The 20,002-nt window shown below is 62.6% G+C and carries 25 protein-coding genes and 1 pseudogene; 11 read left to right on the top strand and 15 right to left on the bottom strand.

Translation table 11 applies throughout. From position 1 onward, the window contains the following. Positions 1-117: 117 nt before the first annotated feature. Both AC0L15_RS29505 and AC0L15_RS29500 read right to left on the bottom strand, forming a co-directional pair. Positions 118-1,344: an FAD-dependent monooxygenase gene (locus AC0L15_RS29505; RefSeq protein WP_287243987.1), complete on the bottom strand. Its 1,227-nt coding sequence runs from the start codon at positions 1,342-1,344 to the stop codon at positions 118-120. A gap of 15 nt (positions 1,345-1,359) precedes the next feature. Further along, entirely contained in the window at positions 1,360-1,605 is a 246-nt protein-coding gene (locus tag AC0L15_RS29500) for a zinc-finger domain-containing protein (protein WP_091590655.1), read from the bottom strand. 317 nt (positions 1,606-1,922) lie between these two features. Between AC0L15_RS29500 and AC0L15_RS29495 the strand changes: the two genes are divergently transcribed. Together AC0L15_RS29495 and ppx are read left to right on the top strand one after the other, a co-directional pair. Next, entirely contained in the window at positions 1,923-4,124 is a 2,202-nt protein-coding gene (locus tag AC0L15_RS29495) for an RNA degradosome polyphosphate kinase (protein WP_027155360.1), read from the top strand. After that, a complete protein-coding gene (gene ppx / locus AC0L15_RS29490; protein WP_473497949.1) occupies positions 4,124-5,659 on the top strand; it encodes an exopolyphosphatase in 1,536 nt (511 codons plus the stop codon). The genes AC0L15_RS29495 and ppx overlap by 1 nt, the downstream gene beginning before the upstream one ends. Positions 5,660-5,722: 63 nt before the next feature. On the opposite strand, the gene AC0L15_RS29485 is transcribed toward ppx, so the two are convergent. The 4 genes from AC0L15_RS29485 to AC0L15_RS29470 all read right to left on the bottom strand — a co-directional run bounded on the left by AC0L15_RS29485 (position 5,723) and on the right by AC0L15_RS29470 (position 9,141). Further along, positions 5,723-6,145 carry a DoxX family protein gene (locus AC0L15_RS29485; protein ID WP_287241152.1) on the bottom strand — a complete coding sequence of 141 codons (423 nt, stop codon included), beginning with the start codon at positions 6,143-6,145 and terminating at the stop codon, positions 5,723-5,725. 150 nt (positions 6,146-6,295) lie between these two features. Then, the gene (locus AC0L15_RS29480) at positions 6,296-6,730 is read right to left on the bottom strand and encodes a DoxX family protein (RefSeq protein WP_287243980.1); all 435 of its coding nucleotides are present in this window, start codon (positions 6,728-6,730) and stop codon (positions 6,296-6,298) included. A gap of 123 nt (positions 6,731-6,853) precedes the next feature. Beyond that, on the bottom strand, positions 6,854-8,251 hold the full coding sequence (gene fumC / locus AC0L15_RS29475; protein ID WP_128185477.1) for a class II fumarate hydratase: 1,398 nt from the start codon (positions 8,249-8,251) through the stop codon (positions 6,854-6,856). Between the two features lie 107 nt (positions 8,252-8,358). After that, positions 8,359-9,141 carry an NIPSNAP family protein gene (locus AC0L15_RS29470; RefSeq protein ID WP_287243978.1) on the bottom strand — a complete coding sequence of 261 codons (783 nt, stop codon included), beginning with the start codon at positions 9,139-9,141 and terminating at the stop codon, positions 8,359-8,361. 95 nt (positions 9,142-9,236) lie between these two features. Between AC0L15_RS29470 and AC0L15_RS29465 the strand changes: the two genes are divergently transcribed. Then, positions 9,237-9,902, top strand: coding sequence for a TetR/AcrR family transcriptional regulator (locus AC0L15_RS29465; RefSeq protein WP_287243976.1), 666 nt, complete (start codon positions 9,237-9,239; stop codon positions 9,900-9,902). Between the two features lie 36 nt (positions 9,903-9,938). On the opposite strand, the gene AC0L15_RS29460 is transcribed toward AC0L15_RS29465, so the two are convergent. Further along, on the bottom strand, positions 9,939-10,526 hold the full coding sequence (locus AC0L15_RS29460; RefSeq protein ID WP_287243973.1) for a hypothetical protein: 588 nt from the start codon (positions 10,524-10,526) through the stop codon (positions 9,939-9,941). 119 nt (positions 10,527-10,645) lie between these two features. Here AC0L15_RS29460 and AC0L15_RS29455 point away from each other — a divergent pair, with 119 nt between their 5' ends. Next, positions 10,646-11,776 carry a metallophosphoesterase gene (locus AC0L15_RS29455; protein WP_473497946.1) on the top strand — a complete coding sequence of 377 codons (1,131 nt, stop codon included), beginning with the start codon at positions 10,646-10,648 and terminating at the stop codon, positions 11,774-11,776. A gap of 69 nt (positions 11,777-11,845) precedes the next feature. On the opposite strand, the gene AC0L15_RS29450 is transcribed toward AC0L15_RS29455, so the two are convergent. Further along, entirely contained in the window at positions 11,846-12,025 is a 180-nt protein-coding gene (locus tag AC0L15_RS29450) for a CsbD family protein (protein ID WP_091590669.1), read from the bottom strand. A gap of 275 nt (positions 12,026-12,300) precedes the next feature. Next, the gene (locus AC0L15_RS29445) at positions 12,301-12,555 is read right to left on the bottom strand and encodes a hypothetical protein (protein ID WP_287243971.1); all 255 of its coding nucleotides are present in this window, start codon (positions 12,553-12,555) and stop codon (positions 12,301-12,303) included. Positions 12,556-12,598: 43 nt separating this feature from the next. Between AC0L15_RS29445 and AC0L15_RS29440 the strand changes: the two genes are divergently transcribed. The 5 genes from AC0L15_RS29440 to AC0L15_RS29420 all read left to right on the top strand — a co-directional run bounded on the left by AC0L15_RS29440 (position 12,599) and on the right by AC0L15_RS29420 (position 14,348). Then, positions 12,599-12,808 (top strand): cold-shock protein, encoded by a 210-nt coding sequence (locus AC0L15_RS29440; protein WP_010915421.1) that lies wholly within the window; start codon positions 12,599-12,601, stop codon positions 12,806-12,808. A gap of 347 nt (positions 12,809-13,155) precedes the next feature. Then, positions 13,156-13,383 carry a hypothetical protein gene (locus AC0L15_RS29435; protein ID WP_287243968.1) on the top strand — a complete coding sequence of 76 codons (228 nt, stop codon included), beginning with the start codon at positions 13,156-13,158 and terminating at the stop codon, positions 13,381-13,383. Next, positions 13,383-13,790, top strand: a complete 408-nt coding sequence (locus AC0L15_RS29430) for a hypothetical protein (RefSeq protein WP_027155370.1) — start codon at positions 13,383-13,385, stop codon at positions 13,788-13,790. Before AC0L15_RS29435 ends, AC0L15_RS29430 begins: the two co-directional genes overlap by 1 nt. 1 nt (position 13,791) lies before the next feature. Beyond that, positions 13,792-13,959, top strand: a complete 168-nt coding sequence (locus AC0L15_RS29425) for a hypothetical protein (protein ID WP_287243965.1) — start codon at positions 13,792-13,794, stop codon at positions 13,957-13,959. Between the two features lie 53 nt (positions 13,960-14,012). Then, positions 14,013-14,348: a YkgJ family cysteine cluster protein gene (locus AC0L15_RS29420; RefSeq protein ID WP_287241175.1), complete on the top strand. Its 336-nt coding sequence runs from the start codon at positions 14,013-14,015 to the stop codon at positions 14,346-14,348. A gap of 138 nt (positions 14,349-14,486) precedes the next feature. Here the strand turns inward: AC0L15_RS29420 and AC0L15_RS29415 are convergent, their stop codons facing one another. Continuing rightward, positions 14,487-15,791, bottom strand: a complete 1,305-nt coding sequence (locus tag AC0L15_RS29415; protein ID WP_287245579.1) for a metal-dependent hydrolase family protein — start codon at positions 15,789-15,791, stop codon at positions 14,487-14,489. 482 nt (positions 15,792-16,273) lie between these two features. Here AC0L15_RS29415 and AC0L15_RS29410 point away from each other — a divergent pair, with 482 nt between their 5' ends. Next, positions 16,274-16,885: a LysE family translocator gene (locus tag AC0L15_RS29410; RefSeq protein ID WP_287241161.1), complete on the top strand. Its 612-nt coding sequence runs from the start codon at positions 16,274-16,276 to the stop codon at positions 16,883-16,885. Positions 16,886-17,098: 213 nt separating this feature from the next. Here AC0L15_RS29410 and AC0L15_RS29405 read toward each other — a convergent pair. Continuing rightward, positions 17,099-17,485, bottom strand: a pseudogene (locus AC0L15_RS29405) (nuclear transport factor 2 family protein). A gap of 17 nt (positions 17,486-17,502) precedes the next feature. After that, positions 17,503-17,952 (bottom strand): OsmC family protein, encoded by a 450-nt coding sequence (locus tag AC0L15_RS29400; RefSeq protein WP_287243962.1) that lies wholly within the window; start codon positions 17,950-17,952, stop codon positions 17,503-17,505. Between the two features lie 114 nt (positions 17,953-18,066). On the opposite strand from AC0L15_RS29400, the gene AC0L15_RS29395 reads away from it, so the two are divergent. After that, entirely contained in the window at positions 18,067-18,666 is a 600-nt protein-coding gene (locus AC0L15_RS29395) for a TetR/AcrR family transcriptional regulator (protein ID WP_287241166.1), read from the top strand. A gap of 56 nt (positions 18,667-18,722) precedes the next feature. Here AC0L15_RS29395 and AC0L15_RS29390 read toward each other — a convergent pair whose 3' ends face one another. From AC0L15_RS29390 to AC0L15_RS29380, 3 genes are all read right to left on the bottom strand, one after another. Next, positions 18,723-19,124: a type II toxin-antitoxin system HicB family antitoxin gene (locus AC0L15_RS29390; protein ID WP_473497942.1), complete on the bottom strand. Its 402-nt coding sequence runs from the start codon at positions 19,122-19,124 to the stop codon at positions 18,723-18,725. A gap of 71 nt (positions 19,125-19,195) precedes the next feature. Further along, positions 19,196-19,324, bottom strand: coding sequence for a type II toxin-antitoxin system HicA family toxin (locus AC0L15_RS29385; RefSeq protein WP_287243955.1), 129 nt, complete (start codon positions 19,322-19,324; stop codon positions 19,196-19,198). Between the two features lie 156 nt (positions 19,325-19,480). Then, positions 19,481-20,002: TCP-1/cpn60 chaperonin family protein (locus AC0L15_RS29380; protein ID WP_473497941.1), on the bottom strand; the 522-nt coding region annotated here is incomplete at its 5' end.

Genomic DNA, 20,002 nt, shown 5'->3' with positions numbered 1-20,002 from the left:
TTGGAGATTGGCAAAAGCCGAGGTGACGGCCGATCTCCCCCCAAGTGAGGGAGATGCCAAGTTTTTGGCAAAGAGGGCAGGACAGAGGGGGGCGCTGTCCCCCAACCGGTAGAGCTTTCATTGCCGATTGCTATCCGGCAGCCGCCAGCCATAGAGCCAGTCGAGATCGGCCGCGAGCTTTTCCGGCGAGCGCCACTTCAGGAACAGGTTGCGCGCGACGGCCACCGGCCCCGCTGCATGCCAGGCGAGCCGGTTGACCGCACCGCGGCGGGAGACCTTGGCGATGCGCGGGCGGCGCATCTTCTCCCAGGCGGCAAGCGCGCCCCACGGATCGGCGGGCGCGGCAGCGACAAAGCCGGCAAGGGTTGCGGCATCCTCGATCGCCATCGCCGCCCCCTGCGCCGCGAACGGCGTCATTGCATGCGCCGCATCACCGATCAGCGCGATGCCGGCGGGCGTCGTCCATGGCTGTGCCTGGTCGACCGTATGGATCGGCCACGCGGTCCACGGGCCGGCATCCTCGGCAAGCCGGGCCAGCGCTGCCGCCGTGCCACGCATGGCGCCGAGGAGGATATTGGGGTCGGCGTGGCCCGACCAGCGCTCGCCGATGATCTCGCCCCTGGTGAAGGCAGCCAGGTTGAACGCCGTGCCGTTGCTGACTGGATAGGCGACGAGGTGGAAGCCGGGATGCAGGAAGGTGGTCACGCAATTGGCGGCGCCGACCGCCGCAAGGGCTTCTCCTGCGACACTGCCTGCACTGATCGTAGCGCGCCAGGCAAGCTCGCCCGAAAACCGGCTTTTGGCCGCAAACCCGCCAAAAGCCCGGATCGCCGACCAGACGCCGTCGGCGCCGATCAGCAGAAAGCTGCCGGCTTCGACTGTCTTGCCAGCAATCTCGACTGTTGCCGTGGCATGGCGCGGTCCTGTGGCGATGCCGCCGACGCGCGCGCCGGTGACGAGACTGATGTCCGGCTGTTCGGCAAGGCGCGCCATCAGTGCGTCTTGCAGATCAGCCCGATGAGCGACGAGATAAGGCGCCTGCCAGCGCCTTTCGGCCGCTTCGCCAAGCGGCACCCGCGCCAGCTCACGCAGCGTGGCGGCGTCCTTGAGCACGACCGCTTCCGGCCGCACCGCCGCCGGCAACAGCCGGTCGAGAACGCCGAGCTGGCGAAGGATGCGCGTCGCGTTGGGTGAGAGCTGGATGCCGGCGCCGGCCGCTTCGAGGCGCGGCGCCTGTTCGAACAGCCGCACCAGATAGCCGCGCTCTGAAAACGCCAGTGCCGCGGTCAGTCCGGCGACGCCGGCTCCGGCGATAACGACCTGCCCGGACCGGGTGTCGTCCATCGGATGGTGTGCGCGTCAGGCGGCCTGGTGGATATAGAGGCATCCGGCAGGCTGCGTTTCCGTCGCCTTCAGCTTTGGCGAATAGCGATAAAGCGTCGAGCAATAGGGGCAGACCTTTTCATTGTCGTCGCCCATGTCGAGAAACACATGCGGATGGTCGAATGGCGGGTTGGCGCCGGTGCACATGAATTCCTTGACGCCGATGTCAATCGCCGCATAACCCGCATCGTTCTGGAAATGGGGAATGGAACCGCCTGCCATCGTCGTCTCCTATATTTGCCGCATGACCCCGGATCATGTGCAAAATCAAAATTCCACCGCGTCCTTTGCGCGTCCACAGGACGCGCCGCGCTGTACCTGGATTGCATCTGGATCATAAGCAGTCTCTTTGCAAGATCGATGAAATCAAACTGTCGTAAAAGCCTGTCACAGGATAAGCTAAGCCGGTTAAGGCATGGCCCCCAAACCGAATTCGGTTTTGCTGGGGATCATGCGTAGCTTAAGTGGCGGGAGCGTCCTTTTGCGCGTCTGCAAAGACGCGCGACGCTGTGGCCAACGGGTGCGAAACGAGCAGGACCATGAACGAACTAAAGCCGGTGCAGAGCGAATTCACCACTGTCGAGGTGGCGAGCCCAGAGGGCGGCAACCCGGACCGGTTCGTCAACCGCGAGTTTTCCTGGCTGCAATTCAACCGCCGCGTCCTCGAGGAATCGCTGAACGCCAACCATCCGCTGCTTGAGCGGGTCCGCTTCCTGTCGATTTCGGCCGCCAATCTCGACGAGTTCTTCATGGTCCGTGTCGCCGGTCTCGCCGGCCAGGTTCGCGAAGGCATCACGCTGAAGAGCGCGGACGGCCGCACCCCCGAACAACAGCTGGAACAATTGCTGCGCGAGGTCGAGCGCCTGCAGGAGGACCAGCAGAACAGCCTATCCGCTCTGATGCTGCTGCTCGACAAGGAAGGCATCGAGAGCATCAGCCGCGATGGGCTGACCAAGGACGAGAAGACCTGGCTCGAGGATCATTTCCAGGAGCAGGTGTTTCCGGTGCTCACACCGCTGTCGATCGACCCGGCGCATCCGTTCCCGTTCATTCCCAATCTCGGCTTCTCGATGGCGCTGCAGCTGCGCCACCGCAGGAATGGCGAGGAGATGAGCGCGCTGTTGCGTCTGCCGGTGGCGCTGAAGCGCTTCATTCGCTTGCCTGACCGCAAGCATCATGTCCGCTTCATTCCGCTGGAAGAAGCGGTCGGCCTCTATATCGGCAAGCTGTTCCCCGGCTACGAGGTCAAGGGCTCCGGTACGTTCCGCATCATCCGCGACAGTGACATCGAGGTCGAGGAGGAGTCCGAGGATCTCGTGCGCCTGTTCGAGACGGCGCTCAAACGTCGTCGTCGCGGCTCGGTCATCCGCATCGAATTCGACAAGCTGATGCCGGCCGAACTGCGCGAGTTCGTCGCCGGCGAGCTTGGCGTCTCGTCGAGCCGGATCAGCGTGCTCACCGGTCCGCTGGCGCTCAGCCAGATTTCCGAGATCGTCGCCATCGCCCGCGACGATCTCAAATTCAAGCCTTACAATCCGCGCTTTCCCGAACGCATCCGCGAGCACGGCGGCGACTGTTTCGCCGCCATCCGCGAGAAGGACATCATCGTTCATCACCCCTACGAATCCTTCGACGTGGTGGTGCAGTTCCTGCGCCAGGCGATGGCCGATCCGGAAGTGGTGGCGATCAAGCAGACGCTCTATCGCACCTCGAACGACAGCCCGATCGTGCGCGCTTTGGTCGACGCGGCGGAGGCCGGCAAGTCGGTGACCGCGCTGGTCGAGCTCAAGGCGCGTTTCGACGAGGAAGCCAACATCCGCTGGGCGCGCGACCTCGAGCGCGCCGGCGTTCAGGTCGTGTTCGGCTTCCTCGAACTGAAGACCCACGCGAAAATGTCGCTGGTGGTGCGGCGCGAGGACGGCAAGCTGCGCAACTATGTGCATCTCGGCACCGGCAACTACCATCCGGTCACCGCGCGCATCTACACCGACCTGTCCTTCTTCACCACCGCTCCGACAATCGCCCGCGATGTCGCCCAGCTGTTCAATTTTATCACCGGCTACGCCGAGCCGACCGAGGAGATGCGGCTAGCCATCTCGCCGTTCACGCTGCGCAAGCGCATCCTCAAGCACATTTCGGACGAGATTGGCCATGCGCTGGAGGGCAGGCCGGCCCGCATCTGGATGAAGATGAATTCGCTGGTCGACCCGATCATCATCGACGCGCTCTATGACGCCAGCCGCGCCGGCGTCGAGATCGATCTCGTCGTGCGCGGCATCTGCTGCCTGAGGCCCCAAGTGCCGGGCCTGTCGGAAAACATAAGGGTCAAGTCGATCGTCGGCCGCTTCCTCGAACACAGCCGAATCTATTGTTTCGGCAACGGCCATGGACTGCCGTCGGACGGGGCGATCGTCTACATCTCATCGGCCGATTTGATGCCGCGCAATCTCGACCGCCGCGTCGAAACCATGGTGCCGATCACCAATCCAACGGTGCATGAACAAGTCCTCGGCCAGATCATGCTGGGCAACATCATGGACAACCAGCAAAGTTTCGACGTATTGGCTGACGGAACCTCCCGGCGCGCCACGCTCGAGGAGGGCGAGGAACCGTTCAACGCGCAGGAATATTTCATGACCAATCCGAGCCTCTCCGGACGCGGCGATGCGCTGAAATCGCATGCGCCCAAGCGCATCGCGCAGTTCAAGCGCCGCAAGAAAAACGCCACAGCGACCGGCTGATGATTTCAACGTCCCAGGGCCGGCTTCAGGACCGCCGACCGCTGTCCATCATCGACATCGGGTCGAACTCGATCCGGCTTGTCGTCTATGAGGGGCTGGCGCGCTCGCCGACCACGCTGTTCAACGAAAAGATGCTGGCCGGCCTCGGTCGCGGCATCGTCTCGACCGGAAAGCTCGATCCGGAGGCGGTGACCCGTTCGATGGAGGAGTTTCGGCGTTTCCGCGCGCTGTCCGAGCAGGCCGGCGCCGAGCATATGTATGTGCTGGCGACTGCCGCCGCCCGCGAGGCGGTCAACGGCCCCGATTTCATCCACCGAGCCGAAGATGTGCTCAAGACCGAGGTCCAGGTGCTGAGCGGGCGCCAGGAAGCCCACTATTCCGCGCTTGGCGTCATTTCCGGCTTCCACCCGGCCAACGGCATAGCCGGCGACCTCGGCGGCGGCAGCCTCGAACTCGTCGACGTCGATGGCGAGGCAATCGGCGACGGCATCACGCTGCCGCTGGGCGGCCTGCGCCTGCAGGACATGGCCAAGAACTCGCTGGCCCAGGCGGCAAAGATAGCGCGCGACGAGCTCGCGAAGGCAAAGCTGCTGAAAGGCGGGCAGGGCAGGCCGTTCTATGCCGTCGGCGGCACCTGGCGAAACCTCGCCCGGCTGTACATGGAAATGACCAGCTATCCGCTGAGTGTCATGCATCACTACGATATCGGCATCGACAGCGCTGCGAACTTCCTCAAGCAGGTCGCCAAGGGTGACATCGAGAAAGTAAAGGGCATCGAAGGAGTCTCGAAGAACCGCCGCTCGCTGCTGCCTTATGGCGCCATCGTGCTGCAGGAGATCATGGCGGCGATGCAGCCGTCCAAGATCATCGTCTCGGCGCTGGGCGTGCGCGAGGGCTTTCTCTATTCGCTGCTCGACAAGGCCGAGCAGAAGGCGGATCCGCTGATCTCGGCCTCGGAGGAACTCGCGCGGCTGCGTTCGCGCTCGGTCACCCACGCGCATGAGCTTGTCGAGTGGACGGGCAAGACCTTCGCCGCCTTCGGCATCGAGGAGACGGTAGACGAGGCGCGCTACCGCCAGGCCGCCTGCCTGCTTGCCGACATCGGCTGGCGCGCGCATCCCGAATATCGCGGCAAGCAATCGCTCAACATCATTGCCCACGCCTCCTTCATCGGTGTCGACCATCCCGGCCGCGCCTTCCTGGCGCTGGCCAACGCCTACCGTCATGAGGGCATCTTCAACGAATCGATTGCGCCGGAAATCAAGGCGCTGGCGACGCCGCGCTATATCGAGCGCGCCCGTGTGCTGGCCGCGGTGATGCGCGTCGTCTACCTGCTGACGGCGGCAATGCCGGGCGTCATGCCGCGGCTGAAATGGGAGAGGCGTGGCAATGGCGTGCTGGCGCTGGTGCTGCCGGCGTCGCTGGCCGATCTTTACGGCGAGCGGCCGGCCGGACGACTGGCGCAACTGGCGAGGGTCACCAATCGCCGGCTGGTGCTGGCGGTCGAGGGCGGCCCCACTATTCCAGCCAAGTAGTCTGGCTCAGTCAAGTAATTCGGCTCGGTCAAATAATTCGGCTCAGTCCGGCAGTTGTGTCGGTCAAGTCGTTTCAGCGCCGATCCGAAGCATCCGCCCGTCGATCGAGTAGGCGCCGGCGCCTGCCATTGCCAGTGCCAGAAAACCGCCCGATATCGCGATGTCCTTCATCAGCATCTGCGAATGCATGAAGGTCAGCGTTGGATCGTCGCCGCCCTGGCCATAGTGGCCGATGAAGCCTGCCGCGATGCAGAAAGCGGCAAGCAGGAGCGCCACGACAGGCGTCTTGAGGCCGACGAGGATGAGCAGTCCGGCGATCAGCTCGAACAGGCCCGTCGCCCAGGCTGCGAGTGTCGGCAGCGGCAGGCCAAGGCCGGAAAAATAGCCCGATGTGCCGGCAATGTCGGTAAGCGCGTGAAAGCCGGACGGAACGAATAGAGCGGCGAGCAGCAGCCGCGAAAGCAGAAGCAGCGCATCGCGCGGCATTGGTCACCTCCGACGTCGCGGCGGTTGGCTTCACCCCGACACCTCATCCTAGCAGAAAGTCCGGCCGGCTGATCGACGGGCATAAACCGACAACGAAAAAGGGACGCGGAAAATTCCGCGCCCCTTGCTGCAAGTGGTTTCTGGACCGCTTCAGCCGCGCTTGGCGTCGACCGAATAGGCGCCGGCGCCCGAGGAAGCCAGCACGAGGAAGCCGCCGGCAATCGCCAGGTTCTTCATGAAGCTGATCATCTGCATCTGATCGGCCCAGCCGGTGTGGGCGACCAATCCGGTGGCGACGGTGAAGATTGCCAGCACCCAGGCGGTGATCCGGGTCTGAAAGCCGATGAGGATGGCGAGGCCGCCGAGCAGCTCGAGCAGACCGACGACAATCGCCGTCACGGTCGGCATCGGCAGACCCATGCTGCCGAAGTAACCGGCGGTGCCGGCGATCGCAGTGAGCTTGCCGAAACCGGAAAGCACGAAGATGACCGAAAGCAGGATACGGCCGAGCAGGATGCTGCCTGAGGCATTGGAAGCGGCGTTGGAAACGGTGCCGGAACCGGCAACGGACGTGTTGGTGGACATGATGGGCTCTCTCCGGAAGGGGTTGTGGTGCCCATCCACATAGAGTAGCGCGACTGTTCACCAAAGATGCAGATTTGGTTACAGATTGTTCACCGCAGGAAAGTTTTTGCGATCAGCGCAAGATCATCCCGGATGCGTCATCTCCTCCGGCCGAACCAGGCGGTCGTAGTCGGCTTCGCTGACCAGCCCGGTGGCAAGCGCTTCCTCACGCAAGGTTGTGCCGTTCTTGTGAGCGGTCTTGGCGATCTTGGCGGCGTTGTCGTAGCCGATGGTCGGCGCCAGTGCTGTCACCAGCATCAGCGAACGGTCGAGGGCGGCCTTGATATTGTCTTCCCGCGCCTCGATGCCGACGACGCAATTGTCGGTGAACGAGATGGAGGCGTCGGCGAGCAGTTGCACCGACTGCAGGAAATTGTAGGCCATCAGCGGATTGTAGACGTTGAGTTCGAAATGCCCCTGGCTGCCGGCGAAGGTCACGGCCGCATTATTGCCGAACACCTGGATGCAGACCTGGGTCATCGCCTCGCACTGGGTGGGATTGACCTTGCCCGGCATGATCGACGAACCCGGCTCGTTTTCCGGCAGCGACAGTTCACCAAGGCCGGAGCGCGGGCCGGAGCCGAGCAGGCGAATGTCGTTGGCAATCTTGAACAGGGCGCCGGCGCAGGCGTTGATGGCGCCATGCGAAAACACCATGGAATCGTGCGCCGCCAGCGCCTCGAACTTGTTTGGCGCGGTGACGAAGGCGATGCCGGTGATCGCGGCGATGCGATCCGCCACTCTCTCGGCAAAGCCGACTGGCGCGTTGAGGCCGGTGCCGACGGCCGTGCCGCCTTGCGCCAGTTCCTGCAGGCCGGGCAGCGTCATCTCGATGCGTTTGATCGAGGAGGCGACCTGCGCGGCATAGCCCGAAAATTCCTGGCCAAGGGTGAGGGGCGTCGCGTCCTGCGTGTGGGTGCGGCCGATCTTGACGATGTGGGCGAATGCTTTGGTCTTGGCCTCCAGCGCGGCGTGCAAATGCCTGAGCGCCGGCAACAAATCGTGCACGATGCGCTCGGCGCAGGCGATGTGCATGGCCGTCGGATAGGTATCGTTCGACGACTGGCTCATATTGACGTGGTCGTTGGGATGCACCGGTTTCTTCGACCCCATGACTCCGCCCAGCAGTTCGATCGCCCGGTTGGAGATCACCTCGTTGGCGTTCATGTTGGATTGCGTGCCCGAGCCGGTCTGCCAGACGACCAGCGGGAAATGATCGTTCAGCTTGCCGTCGATGACTTCCTGAGAGGCTTCGATGATCGCCTTGCCGATGGCCGGGTCGAGCCGCTTCAGCTCCATATTGGTTTCGGCCGCCGCCTGCTTGACGATGCCGAGCGCGCGAACGATCGACGCCGGCTGCTTTTCCCAGCCGATTTTGAAATTGCCCAGCGAACGCTGCGCCTGCGCGCCCCAGTAACGATCGGCGGCGACCTCGATGGGACCGAACGTGTCGGTTTCGGTTCTGGTCTCTGGCGCGCTCACATGTCTCTCCGGTCTGTCGAACCCGGCACCGGCGTATCGCGTTGCACAAATGGCTTCAAGCGGAGATTGCGGGCGACAAGGATGCAAATCGCTTGAAGGAGCGCCTCTCACCGCCCAAGCAGCGACTGTGAGGTTGGAGATAGGCGCAAGGTTTCGGTCGATCTAGCCAGACATGACTGGGCATCCCGCTCGAATGCCTGCCACTCAGGGGAACCGGCAAGGACTGCCTCGTGGCGGGCATGGGCGTCCGCGCTGTCGAAGGCGGCGACGCTGATGAAGACGTTTTCCCCTGATCGCACCGGCAGGCGGGGAAAGCTGTTTTCGGCATGTTCGGAGACAAACGCAGCAAGTGGCCACGCGCCATGTGCCGCCAACACGGGAATCGCGTCGGTTTCGAAGCGGCTGGCGAATCCGGCTTCGGCGCCGGGCCGCAGATGATGAATCTTGATAGCAACAATATCCGACAAGCGATTGTCTCTGCTTGGCTTTTCGTGACCCGACAAGGCCGCCCGTTGTGCGCGCGACAGATCGAAGCCGGCGCCCGGCCATGCCGGTTTCAGCAACAGCACGTCGTCGGAGGAGATCATCGTGGCGTTGGCGGCGTCGCGCCAGGCGGCCCAGACGGGCCCCTCATAGAACGCGGTCAGTGCATTTTTCCGCGCTTCCATACCCTCGAAGCCGCGCAGCCAGATGAACATGTCAGGCCGGTCGAGATCGCGAAACTGACCGATGATGGTCATGTCAGCCGCTTCCTGACCCTCGATGAGGTGACCGTCGAAGATTCCGATCAGCGTGTCGCGCCGGCCAGGTTTCAGCGTGTATTGCCTGAGCTCGACGACCGGCGAGGCGTTGAGGCCGGATTTGGACCGGGCATTCAGGGGCAGGCTCATCGCGCAATCTCCAAAACAGGGCGTTCATCCTGTTTTATAAACAGACCGGTTGTCCTGTTTTGTCAATCTGCTATCGTTAAAAAATGTCAGCAGAGATGACCGCTCGCCCAAAGGCGCAGCCCGGCAAACGCACCAACGACCCGGAAGGCCTGCGCAAACGCGTGCTTGATGTCGCCGAAGCCTCGTTTCAGGCGCGCGGCTACCATGCCTCCAGCCTCGGCGACCTGATGGCCGCGGCAGGCGTCACCGGTGGCGCGCTGCATCATCACTTCCCGACCAAGAAGGCGCTGGCCCTGGCGGTGATCGAGGAGCGGGTCGCCGCAGCCGTCGAAGCAACATGGATCGCGCCGGTGCAGGCGGCAGGCTCGGCGCGTGAGGGCGTGCGCAGCGTGTTCGAGGCCGTGGCCGCGGAACTGGAGCAACAGGGTTTCGTGCGCGGCTGCCCGCTCAACAACCTGGCGCATGAATTGTCGCTTGCCGATCCGGATTTCCGCACCGCCCTTGCCGGCATTTTTTCGGCGTGGCGCCAGGCGATCGCCGCCAAGGTCGGGGCCGACCAGCAAGCGGGCAGGGAGCAGGACACCGATCCGCAGCGTTTCGCGGCATTCGCGGTCGCCACCTATTCCGGCGCCATGTCGATGGCCAAGACGACGCAGGATTCTGCTGTGCTGCGCGATTGCCTGAACGCGCTGGAGCAGGGAATTTCCTCAGCAAGAGCGAAGCGACGTCGCAGGGTGCTGCGGCAGTACAAAGCCTTCTGATGCCGGAGCGCCAGTCGCCTTCTGCCCTGCCGGGAGTTAATTCGGCAGCGGTTTGATGACCTCGTAGCCGACCACGCTTTCGGCGTTGGTGCCCTCGTCATAGCGCCTGGCCAGAACGGCCTGCAGATCGGGCGCATAGAGCGCGGTGAATTCATCCTGGGTCTTGCCGGCCTCGCTCTTGATCGTCTGCCTGACCGCTAGCACGTTGTATTTGCAGTCGCCCAGGCTGAACGTCTCCTTGCCCTTGACGTTGATCTCGAGCGTCTCGGTGCCCTTCGGCTGCTTGTTTGCTGCGAGGCGGACGAAAACGGTCGTGCTCTTCGCCCCGGCCTTGAGCGGGAACAGCTTTCTGAGATCGGAAAACGGGATCATCGCAAGCTGACCGGTCTCGCTGTCGCGAAACACCTCGATCAGACCGCCGAACAGAAACTGCGTCTGCGGCGATTGGGATTGGTATTCGTTGGCGACCGACACCATTCCACCCCCCGCCGGTCGAAACTCGCTGTGGATGCCGGGCCTTTCGAGAATGAATCCGGCCTTGGCGGCTTTGGCGTCGATGCACTCGGCACCATGAGCGGCGCTCGCCAGGATGGTAAGTGCCGTTGCGATGGATATAGTCTTCATAGCGTTTGCCCGCGCAAGTTGAGTCCTGACCTGAAGCAATGCCAGACCTGCGGCAGCGTGTCGACATACCGTTCGCGGCAACTGGACGAAGAGGCGCCGGCTGTGCTGAATTTCACGCCATGAATCGCATCTCGGCAGGATCACTCTCCCGGCGCCGCTTCCTGACGCAGGGAGCAGGGTTGGCCGCGGCCGGCGTCCTTGCGCGACCGGCACTCGGACAGACCGGACAGCGCATTGCGCCTGTCGACGCCACCTTCCTGTTCGTCGCCGATGTCCATGCCTGCCGCATGGCCAGCGGGCTGAGCCCCAATTGCCAGCAGGAAGGCAAGACCGACGCCGCCTTGCTGCGCAGTGTCGCCGCGTTGAACGCCATTGGCGAGAAGCACTGGCCGGCCGAAATCAACGGCATCGCCACCAGCCTGCGCTCAGCCGGCAGCCGCATCGACACGCCGCTCGGCCTCGTCGTCGGCGGCGACATGACCGACGACGGCGGCGGCCAGGTCATCCAGCCCAGCGAAGGCACACAGTTGATCCAGTTCAGCCAGCGTTTCCAGCAGGGCGTAGGCCCCGATCGCGTGCATGTGCCGGTCTATGTCGGCCTCGGCAACCACGATCTCGACCAGAACGGCCCGCCAAACCACGTCGACTGGTACCGCCGCGAAATGCGGGACTATGTCGAGGTCAGCCATCGTGCCGGCGTGTTCTTCAAGCCGCCGGTGCCGGTGACCAGTTACGATGTCGACACCGACTGCTACTCGTGGGACTGGGGCGGCCTGCATCTCGTCCAGACGCACCGTTTCGCCGGCGACACCGGCCACGGCGCGGTCTCCGGCCTGCCATGGCTGAAGCAGGATCTGGCGACCTATGCAGCGGACGGCCGCCCCGTCATCCTGTTCCAGCACTATGGTTGGGATGTTTTCTCGATCGAACGGTGGGATGCCGCCAAAGGAACCTTCGACGATGAAGGCGCTGGTGCGCCGCACTGGTGGAGCGAGGCGGACCGGCAGGCGCTGCTGGCGGCGCTGAAGGGCTACAACGTCATCGGCATCTTCCATGGCCACCAGCACGAGACAGCGATGATCTACCGCGGCGATGGGCTCGACCTGTTCAAGCCGAAGGCCGCTTATATGGGCGGCTTGGCGCTGGCGCGGGTGAGCGGCGACAGCATGGACGTGGCGCTTGGCGAAGCCGTTGGCGACCATGGCGAGATCGCCTTCACAAACGCTTTCTCAAAGAGCCTGAATTTCTAACGGCAACTGAAGCAGACAGCGGACCGCTAAACCGCTTTTCTCATCGCTATCGAAACAGCAGCGCAGGGGTCAGATCACCTTCCTGAACTTGTCCTTGATGTCGCCATAGGCCTTCTGCATTTTGCCGGCGATCTTGTCGGCCACGCCTTCAGCCTGGACGCGCCTGTTGCCGGTGGCCTTGCCGGCGGCTTTCTTCACCGAGCCCTTGAGCTGCTTGGCTAGGCCCGCAATCTGACTCTTGTTCACCATGGCCGCATCTCCCGGAATCAATCTGCTGGCTGGGAAACGGGTGGCTGGGGTTTTCGGTTCCGGAGCCCTGCCTCGTCGGTCAATCAACAGGCCACGGCCTTTGGCCCTGACCGCCATGGCGATTGCTACTCGGCATAAAAAGAACGCCCCTCGCGCGTTTTATTGCACGGGAGGCGTCCTTTGTGTCAGCCTTTCCTGAGATTGCTCTCATGAACTGCTGGCGATATTTAAAATGCACGGATGCCAAGATGGTTCCCGGCATGGCGCGATTTTTTTTACATTTTTAACAGCTGGCGCTGGGCCCGGTTTTCGGCGTCAGATCCGCCGTCGAATTGCCTGCGCAGCCAGCGTGCCGCCATCGGCCCGCCGACGACGTAAGCACACGGCGAAAGCAAAAAATTGACACGGCGCCAAAAGAAGTCTAAAAGCAATTCGTCGATATTTGTTTGACCGACTTTTGTTATCCGCGTGTCCAGGCGCGCCTTTGACGAACTTCCCCCATCAAAATCGAGACAAACGCTGTTGTGCATTCGCATGACGGTGAACGAATATTTGCCACGGAAAGGGTTCGTTATGAGCACAGGCACAGTTAAATGGTTCAATGCCACGAAGGGTTTCGGTTTTATTCAGCCTGATGACGGCTCGGCCGACGTTTTTGTCCACATCTCGGCCGTAGAGCGCGCCGGAATGCGCGACATCGTCGAGGGCCAGAAGCTCGGCTACGAGATGGTCCGCGACAACAAGTCGGGCAAGATGTCCGCCGATCAGTTGAAGGCGGCCTAAAACGGAATTCAGCCTCGCCGGTGACCACGGATGTACTGGCACCGGTGAACGGCAAATTCCAGCGCATGACCCCGGAAACGTCAGTTTCCGGAAAGGATCATGCGCAGAATGAGCAAGTGCACGCGCGTTCAACCGGACGCGCGGCGCTCCAGCGGAGGTCAGGCAATGCCTGGCCTTTTGCGATTCGGGCGCCGCAAAAGTTCGAAAAGAGCACCGCGCGTTCGCTTGAACGTGCTAAGGATGCTCCAGCAATTTGAAATCGACTGCCGTATTGCTTTGTGCGTGGTCCTGGTCGAAAGACCGGTCTCGCCATTTTCGGCATTACGCTCCGAACCGGGAGAAAGACCTTGACCGCCACTTCGAAGAAATCCCGCGACCACGCCGAATCCATCTTCAGCAAGACGCAGACCCAGTCCATGTCGCTCAACCGCATTATTTCCGAGCAGGATGCTGTCAGCCAGGCCCGGGAAGCCAAGACCGCGCGGCTGCGCGAACTGCGCCTGGAAAAGGAAGCTGACGAGCTGGCTGCAGCCGCCTCGCTCGCTGCCGCGCCGAAGCGCGCAGGCAAACGCTGATGGCCACCAAACGCGTCCCGCAAGAGGCGATCGCCGCCGATTCGACCATCGCCGATGTCGTGGGAGCCCTCGACAAGCCGGTCGAGTATGTCCGGCGCGTGCTCGAAAAGCTCGAGCGCTGCAAGCGCGCCCATGGCGATGCCCAGGTCAGGCTCGGCGTGCGTGGCCGCTCCGAATGCCCGAACTATCTGATCGAGTATGTCCGTGAAAATGCCAAGACCCATGAGCGCGTCACCCATCAGGATGCCGCCTATAGCGGCAGCACGCATCGCGAACTGGCACCCCGGCACATCGAGGAGGCCAGGAACTGGTCGCCCGAGGAAATGAACATCACGGCGGTCTCGGCGCTGATCGGCCGGCTTCGCAACCCGAATGCGCCATCATCGCGTTTCTCCGACGAGGATTGATATGGCCATAAAATTTTCCGCCAAGGATCAGTCGGCAGCAGCCGCTGCCACCGCAAAGCTGGCCAAGCCGGCCGCCGCGCCCAAAGCCGATGTTGCCGCCGAGGCAGCGACCGACCTGTTCAAGTCGCCGGCGGACGTGGCGTCGCGCAAGACCAGGAAGAAAAAATAGCGCCCTTGCCGCGAAGCGCCGACCTGAATCCCGTAGCCTCAGGGCTGCTCGCCCTGGCGAGCGCCGGGGACTTTTCATCACTGGAGGAGCGCGCCGCGCCTCTCTTCGACTGCCAGAGCTGTGGCGCCTGCTGTTCCTATTCGGCCGAATGGCCGCGCTTCTCGACCGAAGATGACGCGCAGCTCGACCGGATCCCGCAAGACTATGTGGCTGCTGACGAGGCCGGCATGCGCTGCGAAGGCGTGCGCTGCTCGGCACTTTCCGGCGAGGTCGGCAAGTCGACCATTTGTGGCATCTACGACGTCAGACCGGACGTCTGCCGCGCCTGCATGCCCGGTGGCGACGACTGCCTGATGGCGCGCAAGGCACATGGTCTGCCCGCGCTGTGATAACGGGCCTCGATAGGTCTCATTTTGAATTTCCACCTCGGGTGGGAAGCGGCCATTCCTGTCGCTGCTGTGGAATTCCAGCGCTCTGCGGCCAGGCCATCGGATGCGTCGAGTAGAGACGGGCGGCTCAGTCGTTCCTCACTGAGTCAGCGTGTTTTTGTAGATCAGGCCGTCCTTCATGATGATTTTGAAGTTGTTGGCAGGATCGGCCACCAGGTCGAGGTTCTCCAGCGGATTGCCTTCGACGAGCAGGAGGTCGGCGAGCGCGCCCTCTTCGATCACGCCGAGCTTTCCTGGATAGGGATTGCGAAGGCCCGACAGCGCGAGCAGCTCGGCATTGGTCCCGGTCGCCATGACGAGCGCTTCGGCAGGCGTGTACCAACGCACAAGCGACGCCAGGATTGCTCCCTGCTGCTTCGCCAGCGCGCGGGAGAACAGGACATCGGTGCCCCATGCCGTCTTGATCTTGTATTTCTTCGCGAGTTCGTAGGTCCTGCCGATGCCCGGCCACACCTCATCGGCCTTGGCTCGCTCGACCGAACCCTCTCGGAGGCCTGTCCTCATCAATTCGGGAAGCGGCTGCAAGCTCAGCCAAACGTCCTTTTCGGCGATCAGCTTGGCGGTTGCCTCGTCCATGAGGAAGCCGTGTTCGATGCACTTGACGCCAGCCGCGACAGCCTTCCGGATCGCATCCGAGGTGAAGGCGTGCGCGGCGACGTAGGTGCCCCAATTCTCGGCAATTTCAACGGCGGCCCGCAGTTCGGGCTCGGTGAAGGTGGTGACGTCGAGCGGGCTGTGGGGTGACGACACTCCACCGCCCGCTGTCAGCTTCAGCAGCGCGGCCCCCTGCATGAATTGCTCGCGGGCACGCAAACGCACTTCGTCGGGGCTGTCCACGACTATGCTGCCGCCGTTCCTCTCCATGGGGGTGAACAAGCCGCCGATCGTCCGGGGCAAGTCGCTGAGCTGGCGGAAATCCCCATGCCCGCTGGTCACGGTGATCATGGCTCCGGACGGATAGATGCGCGGTCCCGCGATGATGCCTTGATCTATCGCGCGCTTGAGGCCGAACGCCGGCCCGCCCACGTCGCGAACGGTGGTGAAGCCGCGCATCAGCGTATCCATCGCCTCGTCGCCGGCCGCAAGATTGGCGAAGCCGACGTCGCCCATCGCCTCTGCCGGGGTGGATGCAATCAGCATTGCGTGCCAATGCGCATCAATCAGCCCCGGCATCAGCGTTCGCCCGTTGCCGGCAATGCGCTGCGCGCCCTCGGCCGCGATGGGACTTGTCGAAATCCGCGCGATCAGGTTGCCCTGCACCAGCACACTCGACGGAGCCGAAAGTGCGGCGCCCTTCCCGTCGAAGATGCGGACGTTTTCGAAAAGCACGTCATCGGCGCTCGCGCTGGCGCAAAGTCCAAGCAGGAGAGCCGCCGCAAGCATTTCTCTGCCAGAGCGAAGCATCGTGAAAACCGGGCGCGCAACAAAGAACAACACAGTGGCGCAGGACAGGGCATGCGCCACAACCTTGCCTATCGTCAGCTCCTGCGATCCAAAGGATTGGTGACACATGACGATTATCCCGCTTCAGGAGAGGTGGCCACGGCGCAAGGACAAGTTTGTAGCTTACACGGCATCGGGTCAAGAAGTGTTCCGGACTGGCACCGGACCGGCCTCGTTCGCAGCGAAGGTGGTGTCCAAAGTCAGGCCAATGCGATGATGGCAGGGCCAGCAGTGCAAGGTTTGCCTCAGGAAACGAGCTTACGAAACGTCGCCCACGGGAGTTGGATTAAAATCCCGCCGAGGGATTCCGCCTTGGGTCGTGACCCGAAATTCGAAATGAGGCACTACCGGTCCTCGGGCTGGCTTGTGCCCGCGCGTTTCGCTGGCTACCTTGCCGGCGGCAGGTCACCGGAGGACGCATCGTGAGCATCGAATTCTTGTTGACGTCGCTGATCGTAGTGGCTTCGCCCGGCACCGGCGTTCTCTATACGCTGAGCGCCGGACTTTCGCGTGGCGCGCGCGCCAGCATCATCGCGGCTTTTGGTTGCACGCTCGGCATTATTCCGCACATGGCGGCCGCCATCACCGGTCTGGCGGCGCTGCTGCACACCAGCGCGCTCGCCTTCGAGACGCTGAAATATCTGGGCGTCGCCTATCTGCTCTACATGGCATGGAACACGCTGAAGGAGAGCGGCAGCTTGAACGTCGGGCAGGATGTCGCGCCGCGCTCGGCCGGCAAGGTGATTACCTCTGGCATCCTCATCAACATCCTCAACCCGAAGCTGTCGATCTTCTTCTTCGCCTTCCTGCCGCAGTTCGTCAGCACCACCGAACCGCATGCGCTGTCGAAGATGCTGGAGCTCAGCTCCGTCTTCATGCTTTTGACCTTCATCGTCTTTGTCGGCTACGGCATCTTCGCCGCCTCGATCCGCAGCCATGTCGTGTCGCGGCCGATGGTGCTCACCTGGATGCGCCGCACCTTCGCCGGCGCCTTCGTCATGCTCGGCGCAAAACTGGCGCTGACTGAGAGGTAGACAGGGAGATCGCGGGCAGTCGTCGAAGCTGGCGCGCCCTCATCTGCCTGCCGGCATCTTCTCCCCGTATAGGGACGGGGAGAAGTGGCTTGCCGCAACCTTGGCGCACTTTCTGCAACGCTGGCAATTGGCGAAATCGTTCGCGAAGGTGCTTTCTCCCCGTCACTATACGGGGAGAAATGCTCGGCAGGGCAATGAGGGGCAGCGCCAAACCTATCCCTTTACATATCCCATCGCTTCGACGATCAGCCCGTCCGCTACGCGCATCAGATTGACGCCACGGATGGAGTTGCCGTCGGCAGGCCAGTAGCGCCAGCGGATTGTCGCCCGCTCACCGGCGACGAACGTTTCTTCAACGTCGAAGCGGGTGCCGGGTTCGCTGGCGATCGCCGATCACAGCCGCACGCATGCCTCCCGGCCGGCATGGCGGGCGCCATCCGGCGCCGGCACGGTGTTTTCGATGACGCAGTCTTCGGCCACCAGCTCGCCGAGTGCCGACGGATCATGAAGTTGGAACACGTCGTTGAAGCGCCGCATGATCTCGGCCGTCTGTCTGGATTGGTCGTCGGGATGGACAACGATGATGCTATCCCGTTTCATCTCGGTACCTCCTGATTTCATTTTTCCGCAGCGGCGGCCGTGACGAGGTCGGCCATGAGCCTGATTTCCGCCACGCCCGCCAAAGCCCGGGAGACGAGGCATGTTGCTTTCGCCGATTGGGCAAGGCGCTGGAATTCCTCGGGCGCCAGGCCCGGGACCTCGGCTTCCGTTTCGAGGTCGATGCGGGTGAGCGTCGGTCCGGGCGTGCTCGTGCCGAGATGCACCTTGGCGACGGTGTGAATCCCTACGGGGACATGGCCGCCGCTGCCCAGTATGGCGCTCAACGCCATTGAAAAGCAGCCGGCATGTGCCGCCGCAATCAGTTCCTCGGGATTGGTGCCGGGACCGTTTTCGAAGCGCGACGGGAAGGAATAGGCGCCTTCGAAGACGCCGCTGCCAAGCCGCAGACGGCCCGAGCCTTCTTTCAACGAACCCTGCCATTGGGCCTCTGCTTCACGGATGGTCATTTTGTCATCCTCCTCTTCGATGAAACGCGAATATATAGACTGATCTACATACTATATAGACCGATTGTCATATTCGGCGCAAGGCTATAAAGCTCACTCCTGACAGAGGTTGACATGGCGAACGACACTCGCATCCGCATGATCGAGGCGACGGCGCTGCTGCTGAGGCAGCGCGGCTATCACGGCACCTCGCTCAACGACATTTTGAGCGCCTCCGGTGCGCCGAGAGGATCGCTCTACTTTCATTTTCCGGGCGGCAAGGACCAATTGGTCATCGAGGTGACGCGCGACAGCGTGGACAAGGTGTCTCGATGGCTTGGCGAAGAGCTTGCTGCCGAAAAAGATCCGGCGGTGGCTGTCCACCACATCTACCAGTCGGTCGCACGCATGCTGGAGGACAACCAGTTCACGCTTGGCTGTCCGATCGCACCCGTGGTGCTGGACTCGCCGGCCGACGTGCCGGAGTTGGCCGAACTGTGCCGGTCGGCTTTCGAGCAATGGGTAGGCCTGCTGCAAGCGGCCTTCGTCAGGGCAGGGGTGCCCGAGCGCCGCGCCCGCGCCCTGGCGCTGCTTGTCGAATCATCGCTGGAAGGGCTGATGGTGATCGCGCGCGCCACCCGCGACCGCGCCCCGGTGCTGGCGGTGGCCGATGAAGTCGCCGCGCTGATAGAGAGTGCTTTGCCGGCCAAAGAAGTCGCTGTCACGGCGAACTGATACTGCTTGTCTGAGCTTGACAGGCTCGGCCCTCGCCAGCGCCCACGTCTGCACAATTAGTCAACAATCTCTTTGCGTGCGGCCGAAGCAAGGAAGGCGGAGCGGGTTTGTCCCCGTTCACGCGCCGCGGCATCGATAGCTTCAAGCAGGCCGAGATCGAAGGATACATTGATACGCGTTGTGGAACCACGGTCACGGATCAGCGGAACGACCGTCGTCATAGCGCCTTCGCGTACCTCCGCAAGTTCTGGATCATTTGCAATCGCATCGAAATCGCGAGGGGAAGGCACCGGATCGCCGTCGGCCTCCAGCATTCGCACATGACTGGAAAGCGCCTCGACAGCGTTGCGCACAGCCTCGTCTATCGTGTCGCCAGCCGAAATGCAGCCGGGCATATCGGGAAATTCGACGCCATAGACGCTATCAGGATCTTTGCGAATAAAGGCGATGTAGCGCATTTTCTTATCTTGCTTTGTTGAGCAGCCCGCGTGCTTCATCAGCGCCCGAACCGTGCCAATCGGTATGATCTTTACGAGGGTGGGGTCACTTTTCCAGGTTTCGTTGGATGCTTGAAATGATGATGCGAGCCGGTGATGCCGATCTCAAACCACCCGTCCTCCTCAAGCAGTTTGATCAGCTTCCGGCTGTCGCGTTCCATAAGAGCGCTCCGTGTAACATAATACACATTTTGGGGTGATTCAACGCCGCTTTTTAGTGATAGCACGTGAGTCTCGACCTTCTTGGAAGACCATTGGTCATATGAAAAGGGCGACCTCTCGGCCGCCCTTTCCGTAAATGAAGGCTGATGGATTTCTTAGAAATCCATGCCGCCCATGCCGCCCATGCCGCCGCCGCCCATGCCGCCTGGCATGCCGCCGCCAGCCGACTCCTTCTTCGGAGCCTCCGCGATCATGGCTTCGGTGGTGACCAGCAGGCCGGCGACCGAGGCCGCGTCCTGGAGAGCCGTGCGCACGACCTTGACCGGATCGACGATACCCATGGCGATCATGTCGCCATATTCGCCGGTCTGGGCGTTGAAGCCGAAGGTCGGGCCCTTGTTCTCGAGGATCTTGCCGGCAACGATCGATGCTTCCGCACCGGCGTTGGCCGCGATCTGACGGGCCGGAGCCTGCAGCGCGCGACGCACGATGGCGATGCCAGCGGTCTGGTCGGAATTGGCGCCGACAGCCTTGATGCTCAGCGAAGCGCGCAGAAGTGCGACGCCGCCGCCGGGAACGATGCCTTCTTCGACGGCCGCACGGGTCGCGTTGAGGGCGTCATCGACGCGGTCCTTCTTTTCCTTGACTTCGATCTCGGTCGCACCGCCGACGCGGAT

Source organism: Mesorhizobium sp. WSM4846, from assembly GCF_055811415.1.
The sequence above is the reverse complement of the archived record's forward strand: the minus strand, read 5'-3'. Positions and strand labels throughout refer to the sequence as shown.